The following is a 15,876-nucleotide window of genomic DNA, read 5'->3' as shown; positions in this document are numbered from 1 at the left end:
TTAACCTCTTTCCGTGAGCCAGCTACCGGTGCCCGATCGGGACACCGTGCACGTGTGGGTCGGCCGGGGCGCCGGCGGTCGGCCGGGGCCGGCCGGGCGGCTGCTGCGGCGGGCGGGGGCCACGCTGCTCGGCCGCGCGGAGGCGGAGATCGTGGTCGGGCGCACCCGCGGCGGGCGGCCGCTGGTCGGCGCGGCCGCGCCGGGCGGCGGGGAGGTCACGCTGCCGGTCAGCGTCAGCCGCGCGGGCGTGGTGGTGCTGGTCGCCGCCCGCCGGGCCGGTCCGGTGGGGATCGACGTCGAGTGCCGCCGGGAGCTGCCCGCGCTGGCGCTGGCCCGCCGCTGGTACGCCCCGGACGAGCTGGCCTGGCTGGCCGCCCGGCCGGCCGGGGGCCGGGCGGTCGACTTCCTGCGGCTGTGGACCGCCAAGGAGGCGGTGGGCAAGGCGCTCGGGGTGGGGCTGCGCGGTGGCGGCCTGCGCCGGCCGGTGCCGCTGCCCGAGGATCCCGGAGCCGACCTGCTGCGGCCGGTGCCCGGCCGGGCCGACCTGCGGGTCGGGCACCCGGCGGTGGACCGGGAGCTGGTGGTGGCGGTGGCGGTCGCCGACCCCGTCTGCGCGGGCGGTGGCGTCGAGGTGGTCGTGAGTGACGTCGGGCTGGTACAGCGGGCCGGTCACGACGTCGCCGCCGAGCGCAGCGCGTCCCGGGAGCGGACCAGCTTGCCGGTGGTGGTGCGGGGCAGCTGATCGAGCAGCCGCAGCACGCGCGGGCGTTTGTAGCCGGCCAGCCGCTCGGCGAGCAGCTTGTCCAGCGTCTCCTCCGACAGCGGCCCGTCCGGTTGCACGTACGCGGTGATGCCGTCGTCCCAGACCACCACCGCGGCGGCCACCCCGGGCAGCTCGGCGACGCTGGTCTCCACCTCGGTGAGGTCGACCTTCATCCCGCCCACCGAGACCTGCGAGTCGAGCCGGCCGCGGATGGTGACCAGGCCGGTGTCCGGGTTTACCGTGCCGGCGTCGCGGGTGCGCAGCCAACCGTCGGACCACCGGGTCGGGTCGCTGAGCCCGACGTACGGCGAGGCGGGGCAGCTGACCCAGAGTTCGCCGTCGACCGCGCGGACCGCCATGCCGGGCGCCGGGGCGATGGCCGGCCGGTGCCGCCCGTACAGGTCGGTGCCGATCACCCCGACCTCGGTCATCCCGTACATGTTGCCCAGCGGCACGCCGAAGCGGTCGGTGAACGCCCGGGCGACCGCCGCCGGGACCAGTTCCCCGCCGGTGGTCATCCGCTTGAACTGGGGCAGCGGCCGACCCGGCCGGGTGGAGGCGAGCAGTCCGATGTGGAACGGCACGCCGAGCACGGTGGCCGGGGTGTCGGCGGCGGCGACGGCGGCGAGCACGGCGTCGCCGCTGAGCCGCTCCGGCGGGACCAGCTCGACGCCGGCGTGCAGGGCGTAGAGCAGGCCACCGACCAGGCCGAGCACGTGCACCATCGAGGGCAGCAGGACGATCCGCTCGCCGGGCAGCGCCACCCCGTCGATCCGGGTGTAGCGGTGCACCTCGGCGACCAGGTCGGCGGCCGTGCGGCCGATCACCTTGGACGGCCCGGTGGAGCCGGAGCTGAGCTGGATCACCGCGTGCCCGCTGCCCGCGGGCCGGTCGGCGTAGCCGGTGACGCCGGCGGTGACGTCGACGAAGACGCGCAGCGCCCCGCCGGAGGTGCGCACCGGCGCCACCACCACCTGCGGGGTGAGCCGGCGCAGCGCCCGGTCGACCTCGTGGTCGGTGAGCCGGTGGTCGAGCAGGATCGCCTGCGCGCCGAGCCGCCAGGTGGCCAGCAGGTGCACCACGTACGCCAGCGAGGGCGGCAGCCGCAGCGCGGCGGCCCCGCCGGGACGCAGCCCGGCGTCGACCAGCCCGGCCTGCGCCTCGGCGACCAGCCGGCGCAGGGCGGCCCGGCCGACCGGTGCCGGCAGCCGCAGGCAGACGGCGTCGGCCGGGCCGGCCAGCAGCACCTCGTCGACCCATTCCGGGTCCGTCACCAACGGGTTTCCTGTCGACCGGTCCATGGTCACCGCCGTCACCGCCCAGCATGGGACAGGGCGGGATCCGCCCAGGAAGAGTGCTTGTCGGGGTGCTGCGGGGGAACCGTACGCCGCCGCTCGGATCCATTGCCACATGCAAATGGCTAGATCAAAACGAGCGGCTGGCCGGATTGCCGACGGCCCGTTCGACGGGGCAGGATCGACCCCGTATGCCCACCGAGCGCTACCGAGTGATGACCCATCGTGCGGATGGCGGGCACTGCCGACCGGACGGCCGATGGCGTTCTTCGACCGGCCCGGCCCGGCGGGGGCGGGTCCGGCAGGGGCGGGTCCGCGGACCCTGCCGGGCCGGCGGCATCGTGCGGACGGCTCGACCTCGGCGAGGCGACCGCGGTGTGGCGTCGGGTCGCACCCCTGCCCGGCAGCCACCCGACGGACCGCCCGCGCGGCCGCCCGACGGACCGCCCGCGCGGCCGCCCGACGGACCGGGCGGGCGGCGGGGTCAGGGCGCCGGTGGCAGGACCACCCGGGCGGTGCGCCGCTCGCCGTCCAGCGCGCGCATCGCGCGGGCCAGCGTGCCGGCGTGCAGTTCGGTCTCCCCGCGCTCGCGCATCAGTTCGGCCACCGCGGCGACCGCCTTCGCCTCGGCCGCCAGGGCCTGCGCGGCGACCACGCAGCCGAGCGGGTCGAAGTGCCCGCTGTCCCGGGCCGGATTCAGCCGGGCCACCAGGTCGACGATGCGCAGGTACCGCTCGACGAGTTCCCGCTCGGCCCGGGTCAACGCGGGCAGGTCACGTTCGCTCATCCCCGCAGCCTGCCACCGGATCCGGCGGCCGGCCGCCCCGGCGACGGGCGGGCCGGCGGCGGCGGGGTTCAGGCCGGCGTCCCGGCCGGCGTCTGGGCGTGGATGTGGAAGCGCAGCGACCGGGCGTCGGTGAAGCACTCCCGCATCGGCCGGACCAGGTCGCGGTGCTCCGGGCTGCGTTCCCACCGCTCGAAGTCGGCCAGCGCCGCCCACTCGCTGGTGATCAGCCACTGCTCCGGGTCGGTGGCCGAGCGGCAGACCTGGTCCACCAGGTGCCCCGGCACCCCACCGGCGACCTGGTGCCGGATCTGCTCGTACGCGGCGAGGAACGCCTCGGTGCGAGCCGCCGGCACCCGCACCAGGAAGACCACCCGGGCCCGTTGGTCGCTCATCACGCCACTCCTTCCGCCGGTGCCGCGCCGCGCAGCACCAGGGCACTGTTGAAACCGTCGAAGCCGCGCGCGCAGACCAGCGCGGTCCGGCTCGCCGGCCGCCGGTGTGTCCGCAGGAAATCCAGCTCGCAGCCGTCGGCCACCTCGTCCGGCCCGGCCGAGGCGGGCAGCGTGTCGTGCCGGAAGGCGAGCAGCGCGGTCGCCACGTCCACCGCGGAACCGCCCTGGTGGGCCCGGCCGGTGAGCGGTTTCTGCGTGGTCACCGGCGGCGGGCGGGTGCCGAAGACGGCACGCAGCGCGGCCGCCTCGGCGCGGTCGTAGCGGGGCACGCCCAGCGCGTCGGGCAGCACCACGTCCACCGCCGCCGGCTCGACCCCGGCCCGGTCCAGGGCCAGCCGGATGGCCCGGGCGTACTGCCGGGGGTCGCCGGCGCCGTCCGGTCCGGTGTGCACGCCGTCGTGGGTGGCGCCCCAGCCGGTCACCTCGCCGTAGATCCGGGCGCCCCGGGCCAGCGCCCGCCCCAGCTCCTCCACCACGAACACCGCGCCGCCCTCGGCCGGCAGGTAGCCGCTGGCGGCGGCGTCGAACGGCCGGTACGCCCGCTCCGGGTCGGCGACGTCGCTGAGCAGCCCGGAGCGCAGCTGGCAGGCCAGCGCGTACGGGCTCAGCGGGCACTCGGTCGCCCCGGCGAGAACCACCGGGGTGCCCCGGCGGATCGTGCGCACCGCGTGCGCCAGGCTGTCCAGGCCGCCGGCGGACTCGGCGGCCAGCACCCCGCACGGCCCCTTGAACTGGTGGTGGATGGAGAGCTGGCCGACGCTGGCCGCGTAGAACCAGGCGATCGACTGGTACGCCCCGACGGTCCGCGCCGGCGACCCCCAGAGCCGTTGCAGTTCCCGCTGGCCGAACAGGTTCCCGCCGGACGAGCTGGCCAGGGTGACCGCCCAGCCGTACGGGTCGGGAGCCCGCTCGGGCAGCCCGGCGTCGGCCAGCGCCAGCCGGGTGGCGGCGAACGCCAGGTGCGTCCACCGGTCGGTCTGCACCAGCCGGCGGTTGTCGGCGTAGCCGGCCGCGTCGAAGCCGGACACCTCGCCGCCGTACCGGGTGGGGTAGCCGGCCGGGTCGAAGAGGGTGATCGGCCCGGTCCGGCGGGTGCCGGCCAGCACGCTCCGCCAGTGCGCGTCCGCGCCGACGCCGCTGGGCGCCACCACGCCGATCCCGGTGACGACGGCCCGGGCGGTCACGCCGGCACCGTCCGCGGCAGCCGGCGGAACACCATGGCGGACTGGAAGCCGCCGAAGCCGCTGCCCACCGAGAGGGCGACGTCCACCGGCAACTCGCGGGCCTCGTTCGGCACGTAGTCCAGGTCGCACTCCGGGTCCCGGGTGGCCCAGTTGGCCGTCGGCGGCACCACGCCGTACTCGATGGCCAGCGCGCACGCCGCCATCTCGATCGAGCCGATCGCGCCGAGCGAGTGCCCCACCATCGACTTGATCGAGCTGATCGGCACCCGGTACGCGGTCTCGCCGAGCGCCCGCTTGAACGCCGCCGTCTCGTGCCGGTCGTTCTGCCGGGTGCCGGAGCCGTGCGCGCTGACGTAGCAGACCTGCTCCGGGGCGATCCGGGCCTGGCCCAGCGCGGCGGTGATGGCCAGCGCCATCTCCACCCCGTCCGGCCGCAGCCCGGTCATGTGGAAGCCGTTGCTGCGGCTGGCGTAGCCGGCCACCTCGCAGTAGACGTGCGCGCCGCGCCGCCGGGCGTGTCCGGCCTCCTCCAGCACCAGCACCGCCGCCCCCTCGGCGAGCACGAAGCCGTGCCGGTCGGCGTCGAACGGCCGGGAGGCGTGCGCCGGGTCGTCGTTGTCCGGGCTGGTCGCCTTGATCGCGTCGAAGGAGGCCACGGTGACCGGGGAGATCGGCGAGTCGGCGGCCCCGGCCAGCACCACGTCCGCCTCGCCGTCGACGATCAGCTGGTGGGCGTAGCCGATGGCGTCGATGCCGGAGGTGCAGCCGGTGGAGACCACCTGGGCCGGGCCGTGCAGGCCGTACCGGCAGGCCACGTCGGCGGCCAGGCTGCTGGGCACCAGCGCCTGGTAGAGGTACGGGCCGCCGCGGGCGTGGTCGACCAGCCACCGGCGGCCGGTGTCGCTCACCGTCACGTACTCCTGCTCCAGCGCCATGGTGCCGCCCACGGCGGTGCCGAGCACCACCCCGGCGTGGTCCCGTTCGGCCTCGGTCAGCGCCAGGCCGGCGTCGGCGACCGCCTCCGCGGCGCAGGCCAGCGCGAACTGCACGTACCGGTCGGCGCGGCGCCGCTCGGCCTCGGTGAGCCCGGCGGCGACCGGGTCGAAGTCGCACTCGGCGGCGATCCGGGACCGGAACGGCGACGGGTCGAAGAAGGTGATCCGGCGGGTCGCGGTACGCCCCTCGGTGATCGCCTTCCAGAACCGGTCCCGGGTCACGCCGCCGGGTGCCACCACCCCGATGCCGGTCACCACCGTCCGGCGCCCACTCACGACGCCACCCCGGTTTGCGACTGCGGGGCTCGCAACCCCGGCTCACTCCTCGCGCTCACGGCGCCTCCTGGGTTCGCGACTGCGGGGCTCGCAACCCCGGCTCACTCCTCGCGCTCACGGCGCCTCCTGGGTTCGCGACTGCGGGGCTCGCAACCCCGGCTCACTCCTCGCGCTCACGACCCGCCCCGCTGCTCGACCAGCTCGGTGTCGACGTGGCCCAGCTCGGGCCGGGGCGCCAGCGGCCCGAGGTGGAACACCACCTCGGCCGGCTCGTCGCCGGTGTTGCGCAGCCGGTGCCGGACGTCGACCGGGACGAGCAGCGCCTCCCCGGCGGCCAGCGGCACCGGCTGGTCGTCGAGGTCCACGGTGATCGCGCCGCGGCACACGTACAGGAACTCCTCGCTGTAGGGGTGGTAGTGCTCGGCGATCCGCTCCCCCGGCGCCAGCGCCGCCACCCCCATGAAGCCGGAGGTGCTGCCGACCGTCCGCGGGCCGAGCAGCACCCGCAGCTCACCGCCGCGGCGGCGGTCCGGTGGTACGTCCCGCGCGGCGACCAGCCGCAGCGTCCGCTCACTCATCGTCGCCTCCGGTCGGGGTGTCGGCGGAGGAGCCGGCCGGGATGACGCCGTCGCGGGCCAGCCGCTCGATCCGCTCCCTGATGACGGCCAGTTGCACCGCGCTGTTGGCGTTGATCCGGTCGGTCATGCCGGCGTTGTCCACCGGCGCGGTGGGCTTCATGGCGAAGTCCTGCACCCAGGTCATCCGGGTGCCGCCGGGCTCCTCGGTGTAGCGCCAGTGGATCCGCATGTACTCGAACGGCCCGGTCTCCACCCGCTGCGCGCGCACCTGGCGGGTCGCCGGGTCTGCGGTGCGCTCGCTGACCCAGCTCCAGGCGATCCCGTTCTCGTCCGGGTGCATGGTCAGCCGGAAGCGTACGGTGTCGCCGTCGCGGTGCAGGATCTCCACCCGGGCGTACTCGGTGAACAGCTCGGTCCAGCGGGCGACGTCGTTGGTGACCTCCCAGACCAGCGGCAGCGGCGCGGCGATGAGCACGCTGTTCTCGGTGTGTCCGGGCGGGTCGGCCCGGCGGGCCACCAGCTCCGCCACGGCGGGGATGCTCAGCTGGGCGGCCTGTTCCGGGATCTGCACCTGCCAGCGGTCGGCGACCACCGCGGAGAGCTCCAGCAGGGCCAGCGAGTCCATGCCCAGCTCCTCCAGGGAGGCGGCCGGTGCGCGGGCCGCCGCGTCCGGGTCGAGTCCACAGTGGGCCACCAGGATCTCGGTGATCTCCCCGGTCAGCGGACGGCCATGGGTGACGGTCATCGGGTCCTCCTGTGCGGTCGGTCGGGCGGGCCGGCGGGCCCGCCGGGGCGGGCGGCGTCGGGTGGCCGGTTGGCCGGCGGGTCGGCGGGTACGCCGGCCGGGCGGGCGGCGGGCGGCTCGCCGGTCGGCGGGCGGGCGGCGGGCGGCCCGCCCGGAGGCCGGGCGTCGGGCGGGCGGGTCGCCGGGGACCCGGCCGGCGGGCCGGTCGGCGCGGGCGGCCGGGCCGGGTCCCGGGCGGCGAGCAGCCGGTCGACCAGGCCGGTCGAGTAGCGCCCCTTGCGGAACCCGGGATCGTCGAGCACCCGGCGGACGAACGGGATGGTGGTGCGCACCCCGGGCCCGGCCACGTCGAACTCGTCGAGGGCCCGTTCCAGCCGGTTCAGGGCCAGGTCCCGGTCGGGTGCCCAGACCGCCACCTTGGCCAGCAGCGAGTCGTAGTACGGGCCGACCAGGTAGCCGGGGTGGCCGTGGGTGTCGACCCGGGTGAACGGGCCGCCGGGCGGGAGGAACCGTTCCAGCCGGCCGGGGGTGGGGGCGAAGTCGCGGTCCGGGTCCTCCACGTTGACCCGGCACTCGACCGCCACCCCGTGCGGGCGGACGTCCTCCTGCCGCAGCCGCAGCGGCACCCCGGCGGCGATGTGCAACTGCTCGTGCACCAGGTCGATCCCGGTGATCATCTCGGTGACCGGGTGCTCCACCTGGATCCGACAGTTGATCTCCAGGAAGTGGAACCGCTCGTCCGCGTCGACCAGGAACTCGACGGTGCCGGCGCCGGTGAAGCCGACGTCGAGGACGCCGCGCAGGGCGGCCGCCGCGATCGCCTCCAGGGTGGCCGCGGAGAGCGCCGGCGCCGGGGCCTCCTCGACCAGCTTCTGGTGCCGGCGCTGCACCGAGCAGTCCCGGGTGCCCAGGTGCACGCCGTTGCCGTGCTGGTCGCAGAGCACCTGCACCTCGACGTGCCGGGCGTCGGTGAGGTACCGCTCGACGTACACCCGGTCGTCGCCGAAGACGGCCTGGGCGGCGGCCCGGGTGCGCGCGTACGCCCGGGGCAGCTCCGCCGGGGTGCGGACCACCGTCATGCCGCGCCCGCCGCCACCGGCGGCCGCCTTGACGATCACCGGGTAGCCGATCTCGGCGGCCACCGCCACCGCCGCGGCGGCCGTCGGCACGGGCCGGACGCTGCCCGGCGGCAGCGGCAGCCCGGCGCGGCGCATGAGCGCCCGCGCGGAGGACTTGTCGGCCAGTTCGGCCATCACCCGTGGCGGCGGCCCGATGAAGGTCAGCCCGTTCTGCGCGCAGATCTCGGCGAAGTCGGCGTCCTCGGAGAGGAACCCGTAGCCGGGGTGCACCGCCTGCGCGCCGACCTGCCGGGCCGCCTCGACGATGGCGGCGGCGTTGAGGTAGCTGCGCCGGCTCTGCGCCGGCCCGATCCGGACCGCCTCATCGGCAAGGCGGACGGGCGTCGAGTCGGCGTCCGCGCTGGAGTAGACCACCGCGGTGCGCACCCCCAGCTCGCGGCAGGCCCGCAGCACCCGCAGGGCGATCTCGCCCCGGTTGGCGATCAGCACCTTCTCGAACATCGCCACCACCTCAGGCCGGTTCCAGGGCGACCAGCGGCTGGTCGTACTCCACCGGCTGGCCGTCCTCGGCCAGCAGCTCGACCACCCGCCCGGCCCGGTCGGCGGTCACCTCGTTCATCAGCTTCATCGCCTCGACGATGCCGACCACCTGGCCCGGCCGGACCAGGTCGCCGACGGCGACGAACGGCGCGGCGCCGGGTTCCGGGGCGCGGTAGAAGGTGCCCACGATCGGCGAGCGCACGGTGCCGCGGGCCCCGTCCGCGCCCGCCGGCGGCGGTGCCGCCGGCGCGGCGGGTTCGGGCGCCGGCCGGGGCGCCGGCGGCGGGCCCGCGGCCGGGCCGGACGGGGCGTGCCACTCCACCTCCAGCACCGTCTGCCCGCTGCGCAGCCGGACCCGCCGCACCGGTCCGGCCAGCTCGGCGACGAGTTGTCGGGCGTGCCGGCGCAGCCCGGCCAGCACCGCGTCCACCCCGCCCGGAGCCGCGTCGGCCGGGGCCGAACCGTCGGTCGCCGGGGTCGGGGCCGACCCGTCGGGAGCGGGCGCCGGGGTCGACGGTCCGGCCGCGCCCGCGCCGGGCGTCGGACGGTCGGTGGACGGTTCGGTGGCCGGCGACCGCGCGGGTCCCGGGACCGGTGGCCCGGCGGCCGGCGCCAGGCCGTTCGGGGTGGACGCCGCGTCGTGCGCCGGCGGGCCGGAGCGGGGCGGCGGGGCGGCCGCGTCCGGGGAGCGGCCGGTACGCGCGGCGGTCACCGGGCACCCGCCCGGACGCCGGCCGCGCCGAAGCGCCGGAACCGCTGCCGTCGCCGGCGCACCAGGGTCGCCGGGGGCACCTCCAGCAGGGGGGTGAGGTTGGCCAGCAGCGCCGCCCGCAGCAGCCGGCCGGCCGCCTCCGGGTCGTCCTGCGCCCCGGTCTCCGGCTCCGGCACCACCTCGTCGGCCACGCCGAGCCGGCACAGGTCGGGCGCGGTGAGCCGCAGGGCGCGCGCCGCCTGCGGGGCCGCACCGCGGTCGGGCCAGAGGATCGCCGCGCAGCCCTCGGGGCTGATCACCGAGTAGACCGCGTGCCGGAGCATCAGCACCCGGTCGGCGACGGCCAGGGCCAGCGCGCCACCGCTGCCACCCTCGCCGGTGATCACCGCGACGACCGGGGTGGGCAGCATGGTCAGCGCCAGGATGTTCTCCGCGATCGCGGCCGCCTGGCCCTGCTGTTCGGCGTCCACGCCGGGATCCGCGCCGGGCGTGTCCACCAGGGTCACCACGGGCAGGCCGAGCCGGGCGGCGAGCCGCATCAGCCGCAGCGCCTTGCGGTGCCCGGCCGGGCTGGCCATCCCGAAGTTGCGGGCGACCAGCTCGGCGGTGGTGTGCCCCTTCTGGTGCCCGACCACCATCACCGGCCGGCCGGCCAGCCGCGCCAGGCCGCCGACCACCGCCGGGCAGTCCCCGCCGAGCCGGTCACCGTGCAGCTCGACGAAGTCGTCGAACGCCGACTCCAGGTAGTCCAGGGTGGTCGGTCGGCCCGGGTGCCGGGCGGCGCGTACGGTCGCCCAGGCGTCGCCGGCCGGGCCCTCGGCCGCCGGCCCGCCGGTGGCGCTTGCCGGCGGGCCGGCGGTGGTCGGTCCCGGTGGGCGGACGTCCGGTGCCGGGTCGGGTCGGCGGGCGGCCCGGGCCGCGGCGAGCAGCGCGGTCAGCCGGCCGCGCAGGGCGCGCCGGGGCACCACCATGTCCACCTGCCCGTGCCGGAGCAGGAAGTCGGCGGTCTGGAAGCCGTCGGGCAGCGCCCGCCCGGTGACCTGGCGGATCACCCGGGGCCCGGCGAAGCCCATCCGGGCGCCGCTCTCGGCGATCACCACGTCGGTGTTGGTCGCGAACGAGGCCGCCACTCCCCCGTACGTCGGGTCGGTGAGCACGCTGACCGTGAGCAGTCCCGCCTCGCGCAACGCGGCGACGGCCTGGCTGACCGTGGCCATCTGCATCAGCGACAGCACGCCCTCCTGCATCCGCGCCCCGCCGGAGGCGGTGACCAGGACCAGCGGGACCCGGTCGGCCAGCGCCCGCTCGGCGGCGCGGGTGATCAGCTCGCCGACCGCGCAGCCGAGGCTGCCGCCGAGGAAGCGGAAGTCCATCACCGCGAGCGCGCAGGGGTGCCCGCCGACGGCGGCGGTGCCGCAGACCACCGCCTCGCCCAGCCCGGTGCCGGCCCGGGCGGCGGTGAGCCGGTGCGGGTACGGCAGCACGTCGACGAAGCCGATCGGGTCCACCTCGGCCGGGCGGTCGGGCAGCGCGGCGAACGAGCCGGGGTCGACCAGTTGGCGCAGCCGGTCGGGCGCGCCGAGCCGGGCGTGGGTGCCGCACTCGGGGCACACGTCGAGGTTGCGGTGCAGCCGCTTGCGGTACAGCAGCGTGGCGCAGCCGGCGCAGCGGGACCAGAGCTGCCCCTCCCGGGGCGCGGTGGCGGTCACGACGGCCGTCCGGCGGGCGCGGCGTCGAAGCGGTAGAAGCAGTGCGCCATGGCGTCCCGCGGCGAGCGCCAGTCCGGCAGGTACGGCGAGATGTACGGCCGCAGCCGCGCGCTGACCCGCTCGAACTCGGGGTGCCCCCGGGCCGCCTCCACGGCCCCGTCGCCCGGCAGCTCGGTCTCCAGCAGGTGCACGTAGAGGTCGTGCAGCCGGTACAGCGACCGGTGCCGGACGCCGACCAGCTGTGGCAGCTCGGTCGCATCGGACTCGGCGAAGATCTCCGCGACCCGCGCCTCGGCGGTCGGTACCACCTTCGCGACGATGAGCGAACGGTCCATGGCTGGGCCTCCCCCCACGGCGTCCGGTGCCGGCGACACCGGGCGGACGCGCCGGACGACTGCCGACACGGTGCGCCCGGCGGCGTCACGCGACCGTCACCGGGCATCGCCGACGGACGACGCGGCGTGGTGACGGTGCGTTGACGCAAGCTGTGTATTCGCTGTCCATCAGCTGACCGGAACACCTCCCGGCGCGCCGGCATAACAGCAGTTCAGAGTGGCTCTCATGGTCACCAGCGAGCGTCGGATCATCGACCGTCGTGTTGACCGAGCGTAATCGTTATTGATAATCTTCGTCGCGGTCACCCCGGCCGGCGCCGCGCGCCGCCGGCGCCGGAGCGAGGTCGACAGTGGCGTCACGGGCGGCCGCGCCGGGGACACAGCAGACAGTCGGGACGAGCGTTCCGCAGGGGGTGCCGCGTGGCCGCTGATCCGTCCGTGCCGACCGCCGGGGGGCGTCCCGGCGCCGGCATCTCGCTGCACCTGCTCGGCGGCTTCCGCCTGCTGCACGCCGACGCGCCGGTGGTGGTGCCGCGCGGCCTGCAGCGGGTCATCGCGCTGATCGGGCTGCGGCCGGGAGCCACCCGCAGCAACCTGGCCGGCCTGCTCTGGCCGGACGCGCCGGAGGAGCGGGCGCTCTCCTCGCTGCGGACGGCGCTGTGGCGGCTGCGCCAGGATCCGTGCTGCCCGCTGGACACCAGCGGTGACACGGTGCGCCTCGACCCGGTGGTGCGGGTCGACGTGGACGAGCTGGTCGGCACGGCCGCCCGGGTACGCGACGGCGACGACCCGGGCAGCGCCGCCGGGGCGCTCTGCGCCGGCCGGCACGACCTGCTCCCCGGCTGGTACGACGACTGGGTGCTGCTGGAGCGGGAACGGCTGCGCCAGCTGCGGCTGCACATGCTGGAGCAGGTGGCGTGCCAGCACCTGGCGGCCGGCCGGCACGGCGAGGCGCTGGAGGCCGCCCTGGAGGCGATGGCCGCCGAGCCGCTGCGGGAGACCCCGCACCGGTTGGTGGTGCGGATCCACCTCGCCGAGGGCAACGCCTTCGAGGCGGTGCACGCCTTCTACGTCTACCGGGACCTGCTGCGCCGGGAGCTGCACCTGGAGCCGTCGGCGGCGATGAGCGCCCTGCTCGCCGACACCCTCGGGCCGATCCGGCAGGCCAGCGGCGACGCCGGGCCCCGCCCCCGCCGCGACCCGGCCACCCGCGGCGCGACCCGCTGAACCGGCCCGTCATCGTCGGTACGGCGCGGGTGACGGCCGGGTGACAGGGCGGCGGGCAGGGTGGGCGGCACAGGTGTCCGTGGCCGCTCCCGGTGGGAGCGTCACCGGGGAGAGGGGTCCCATGAGCCGTCTACTGATCGTCAGCAGGATCATCCCGGGTGCGGAGGGACGGGTGGCGCAGATCTTCGCCGAGTCCGACGCGACCGAACTGCCCACCCTGACCGGCGTCCGGCACCGGTCCCTGTACTGCCTGCACGACCTGTGCGTACACCTGATGGAGACCGCGGAGGTCGACCCGGACGCGCTGGCGGAGGCGCGCAACCACCCGCTCTACCGGCAGGTCAACGAGCGGCTCTCGGCGCACACCTCGCCGTACCTGCCGACCTGGCGTTCGCCGCGGGACGCCATCGCCGGCTGCTTCTACCGGTGGGACGCGGCGCCGGCGCCCGCGCCGCGACCGGCCGGGTGAGCGGGCCGATCACGATGGCCGCCCGCACCCCGCACGTCCTGGTGATCGGCGCCGGCACCGGCGGACTCTGCCTGGCGCACGGGCTGCGCCGGGCCGGGATCAGCGTCGCCGTCTACGAGCGGTACCGCACCCGCGGCGAGGGGCTGCTCGGCTACCGGGTCGGCATCGGACCGACCGGCAGCCGGGCGCTGCGCGAGTGCCTGCCGCCGGAACTGTTCGACACCTACCTCGCCACCTGCGCCACGTCGCCGCGGTACTTCAACGTCATCAGCCAACGGATGCGCCAGACGGCGTCGTTCGAGCTGCGGCCGGACACCGACCCGGTCGACACCGAACGCTCGGTGGCCCGGATGACGCTGCGCCAGGTCCTGCTCACCGGGATGGAGGACGTGGTGCACTTCGACAAGACCTTCACCCGCTACGAGCAGCGCGACGACGGCACCGTCACCGCCCACTTCGCCGACGGCAGCACCGCCACCGGAGACCTGCTGGTCGCCGCGGACGGCACCCACTCGGCGGTGCGCCGCCAGTACCTGCCGCACGCGGTCACCCGGGACGCCGGCACCATCAACATCGCCACCCGGATCCCGCTCACCCCGCACACCCGTGGCCTGCTGCCGGAACGGATCCGGCGGGGCATCTCGCTGATCTTCGGCGCCGGCGGGATGATGGGCGTGCTGCACGTGATGGAGTTCAAGTGGGACCGCGACGGCGCCGTGAAGCCGGAGGTCGGCGCGGCCGACGCGGCGGTGCTGGCCCGCTGGCCGGGCCTGGCGCACGACCCCACCCGCGACAACATCAACCTGGTCATCTGGAGCACCGCCCGCCGGTTCCCCGCCGACGTGATGCGCCGCCGGGGCGAGGAGTTGATCCGGCTCGCCCTGCAACTCACCCGCGGCTGGCACCCCCACCTGCGTGAGCTGCTGGCCTGCGGCGACCCGGACAGCGCCCTGCCGATCAGGGTGAGCACGTCGGAGCCGGTGCCGCCGTGGAAGAGCAGCACCGTGACGCTGCTCGGTGACGCCATCCACACCATGACCCCCGGCCGCGGGGTGGGCGCGAACACCGCCCTGCGCGACGCCGCCCTGCTCTGCCGGCAGCTCAGGCTGGCCGCGGCCGGCGACAAGACGCTGGTGCAGGCGGTCGCCGACTACGAGACGGTGATGGTGCCGTACGGGTTCGCCCGGGTCGCCGACTCGCTGAACCGCAGCGGCACCAACGGCGACGACCGGATGTACCACCCGGTGTTCGGCCGGCTCGCGCTGCTCGGCGCCCGGGGCTACTTCACGGTCACCAGCCGGGTGCCCCGGCTGCGGCGCAAGTTCGTCGACGACTTCTACACCTACCGGGGCGAGGAGGACTGACCGCCGTCCCGGCACGACCCCGGCGCCCGGCGGCGCCGGGGTCGTCCGGCTGCCCGCCCCGGCGGCGCGCCCGGCCGCCCCGACACCGTCCGTCGCCCGGCCGGCACCACCGGTAGGGCCCGTCCCACCGGCGCGGACGGATGCCGAGCCTCCCTGTCGTCCGGATCACGCGTGTGCGAAGCTGCGGCGAGTTTTTCTCGCGAGATTCCGACGGAACGAGAGGGAGGTTTGCCGTGGCGTGGTCTTTCGGGCACTGGCTGATACTGATCGTGGCTCTGCTGGTGGGCCTGGCCGCCGGCTGGGTGCTGCGCGGCCGGCGCGACGCAGCGGCCACCGGCTCGCCCAGTGTGGACGGTGCCGCCCCCGGCGGCATGACGGCCGTGGTGGCCGAGCCGGCGCCCGCCGCCACCACCGATAACGTGCAGCCCGAGGCGACCGTCGACCCGGCCCCGGCCGCGGTCGCCGAGCAACCCGGGCCGGTCGACACCGTACCGGCGCAGCCCGGCCCGGCCGCCCCGGCGGCCAGCACCGTGGACCCGGCGGACATGGCGCTCACCGACGGCCCGGCGTCCACAGTCGACCGCGCCGGCGAGCCGGCCGAGGCCGACGCCGCCCTGGTGACGGAGCGGGCCGCCCGCGACGGCGAGGTCGGTTCCGAGGACGAGGTGCCGGTCAGCGTGCCCGACGTCGACCACTCCGGCACCGACGAGCCGGCCGTGGTCGCGCAGCGGCCGGCGCCGGCCGCCGAGCGGGCCGGCACCGCCGACGCGGCCGAGCCGGGCACGACCGCCGGCACCGACGCCGAGCCGGTCGCGGCCGACCCGGTCGCCGAGCCCGTCGCCGCCGATCCGGCCGGCAAGCCCGTCGCGGTCGACCCGGCCGCCGAGCCCGTCGCGGCCAACGAGCCCGTCCCGGCCGGGTCGGACGAGCCGGTGACCGCCGAGCCGCCGGCGCGGCCGGCCGTCGCCACGCCGCCGGTGCGGCCGGTGCCCGCGCCCGCGCCGGCCGCGGAGGCAGCCGGGGACGCCGAGCCGGCCGACGACTTCCGCCGCATCCAGGGGGTCGGGCCGAAGATGGCGGCCGCGTTGCAGGCCGCCGGCGTGCGGACCTACCGGCAACTGGCCGAACTGGACGAGGCGGGCCTGCGGGACCTCATCCGGGCCGCCGGGCTGCGCGCCGCGCCCGGCCTCGCCACCTGGCCCCAGCAGGCCAAGGTGCTGGCCGGCGCGCCGGAGGCGGCCACCGTCCTGCCCGCCGGCGGCGACGACGCCTGACCGCTCGCGGCCCGGCGGTCGACGAACCGACCGCCGGGCCGCGACCGCGGCGCCCGCCGGCCGCGTCCGTCACGGGGCCCCGGCCCACTCCA

General features: G+C 76.7%; 16 protein-coding genes. 5 read left to right on the top strand and 11 right to left on the bottom strand.

Features of this window, described 5'->3' with window-relative positions:
• The first annotated feature begins 13 nt into the window (after positions 1-13).
• Positions 14-742 carry a 4'-phosphopantetheinyl transferase superfamily protein gene (locus Q3W71_RS26730; protein ID WP_302922233.1) on the top strand — a complete coding sequence of 243 codons (729 nt, stop codon included), beginning with the start codon at positions 14-16 and terminating at the stop codon, positions 740-742.
• Here the strand turns inward: Q3W71_RS26730 and Q3W71_RS26725 are convergent.
• The 11 genes from Q3W71_RS26725 to Q3W71_RS26675 all read right to left on the bottom strand — a co-directional run bounded on the left by Q3W71_RS26725 (position 670) and on the right by Q3W71_RS26675 (position 11,450).
• On the bottom strand, positions 670-2,070 hold the full coding sequence (locus Q3W71_RS26725) for a class I adenylate-forming enzyme family protein (RefSeq protein WP_302922338.1): 1,401 nt from the start codon (positions 2,068-2,070) through the stop codon (positions 670-672). The genes Q3W71_RS26730 and Q3W71_RS26725 overlap by 73 nt on opposite strands.
• A gap of 472 nt (positions 2,071-2,542) precedes the next feature.
• Entirely contained in the window at positions 2,543-2,845 is a 303-nt protein-coding gene (locus Q3W71_RS26720) for a hypothetical protein (protein WP_302922232.1), read from the bottom strand.
• Positions 2,846-2,913: 68 nt separating this feature from the next.
• Positions 2,914-3,237 carry an antibiotic biosynthesis monooxygenase gene (locus Q3W71_RS26715; RefSeq protein WP_302922231.1) on the bottom strand — a complete coding sequence of 108 codons (324 nt, stop codon included), beginning with the start codon at positions 3,235-3,237 and terminating at the stop codon, positions 2,914-2,916.
• The gene (locus Q3W71_RS26710; RefSeq protein ID WP_302922230.1) at positions 3,237-4,481 is read right to left on the bottom strand and encodes a beta-ketoacyl synthase N-terminal-like domain-containing protein; all 1,245 of its coding nucleotides are present in this window, start codon (positions 4,479-4,481) and stop codon (positions 3,237-3,239) included. Before Q3W71_RS26710 ends, Q3W71_RS26715 begins: the two co-directional genes overlap by 1 nt.
• On the bottom strand, positions 4,478-5,752 hold the full coding sequence (locus tag Q3W71_RS26705; protein WP_302922229.1) for a beta-ketoacyl synthase: 1,275 nt from the start codon (positions 5,750-5,752) through the stop codon (positions 4,478-4,480). The genes Q3W71_RS26710 and Q3W71_RS26705 overlap by 4 nt, the downstream gene beginning before the upstream one ends.
• Positions 5,753-5,925: 173 nt before the next feature.
• Positions 5,926-6,330, bottom strand: coding sequence for a cupin domain-containing protein (locus Q3W71_RS26700; RefSeq protein WP_302922228.1), 405 nt, complete (start codon positions 6,328-6,330; stop codon positions 5,926-5,928).
• The gene (locus tag Q3W71_RS26695; protein WP_302922227.1) at positions 6,323-7,075 is read right to left on the bottom strand and encodes an SRPBCC family protein; all 753 of its coding nucleotides are present in this window, start codon (positions 7,073-7,075) and stop codon (positions 6,323-6,325) included. Before Q3W71_RS26695 ends, Q3W71_RS26700 begins: the two co-directional genes overlap by 8 nt.
• Entirely contained in the window at positions 7,072-8,655 is a 1,584-nt protein-coding gene (locus Q3W71_RS26690) for an acetyl/propionyl/methylcrotonyl-CoA carboxylase subunit alpha (protein WP_302922226.1), read from the bottom strand. The genes Q3W71_RS26695 and Q3W71_RS26690 overlap by 4 nt, the downstream gene beginning before the upstream one ends.
• A gap of 10 nt (positions 8,656-8,665) precedes the next feature.
• Positions 8,666-9,406 carry an acetyl-CoA carboxylase biotin carboxyl carrier protein gene (gene accB, locus Q3W71_RS31035; protein ID WP_368051208.1) on the bottom strand — a complete coding sequence of 247 codons (741 nt, stop codon included), beginning with the start codon at positions 9,404-9,406 and terminating at the stop codon, positions 8,666-8,668.
• Positions 9,403-11,115: an acetyl-CoA carboxylase carboxyltransferase subunit alpha gene (locus Q3W71_RS26680; RefSeq protein WP_302922225.1), complete on the bottom strand. Its 1,713-nt coding sequence runs from the start codon at positions 11,113-11,115 to the stop codon at positions 9,403-9,405. The genes accB and Q3W71_RS26680 overlap by 4 nt, the downstream gene beginning before the upstream one ends.
• Positions 11,112-11,450, bottom strand: coding sequence for a TcmI family type II polyketide cyclase (locus tag Q3W71_RS26675; RefSeq protein ID WP_302922224.1), 339 nt, complete (start codon positions 11,448-11,450; stop codon positions 11,112-11,114). Before Q3W71_RS26675 ends, Q3W71_RS26680 begins: the two co-directional genes overlap by 4 nt.
• A gap of 420 nt (positions 11,451-11,870) precedes the next feature.
• Here Q3W71_RS26675 and Q3W71_RS26670 point away from each other — a divergent pair, with 420 nt between their 5' ends.
• The 4 genes from Q3W71_RS26670 (at position 11,871) to Q3W71_RS26655 (ending at position 15,784) form a co-directional block, all read left to right on the top strand.
• Positions 11,871-12,677, top strand: coding sequence for a BTAD domain-containing putative transcriptional regulator (locus Q3W71_RS26670; protein WP_302922223.1), 807 nt, complete (start codon positions 11,871-11,873; stop codon positions 12,675-12,677).
• Between the two features lie 121 nt (positions 12,678-12,798).
• The gene (locus Q3W71_RS26665; RefSeq protein ID WP_302922222.1) at positions 12,799-13,146 is read left to right on the top strand and encodes a TcmI family type II polyketide cyclase; all 348 of its coding nucleotides are present in this window, start codon (positions 12,799-12,801) and stop codon (positions 13,144-13,146) included.
• 14 nt (positions 13,147-13,160) lie between these two features.
• A complete protein-coding gene (locus Q3W71_RS26660) occupies positions 13,161-14,510 on the top strand; it encodes an NAD(P)/FAD-dependent oxidoreductase (RefSeq protein ID WP_302922336.1) in 1,350 nt (449 codons plus the stop codon).
• 233 nt (positions 14,511-14,743) lie between these two features.
• Positions 14,744-15,784 carry a hypothetical protein gene (locus tag Q3W71_RS26655; protein ID WP_302922221.1) on the top strand — a complete coding sequence of 347 codons (1,041 nt, stop codon included), beginning with the start codon at positions 14,744-14,746 and terminating at the stop codon, positions 15,782-15,784.
• Positions 15,785-15,876 lie beyond the last annotated feature (92 nt).

It is taken from the genome of Micromonospora sp. C28SCA-DRY-2, assembly GCF_030519475.1.
GTDB lineage: Bacteria > Actinomycetota > Actinomycetes > Mycobacteriales > Micromonosporaceae > Micromonospora.
The sequence above is the reverse complement of the archived record's forward strand: the minus strand, read 5'-3'. Positions and strand labels throughout refer to the sequence as shown.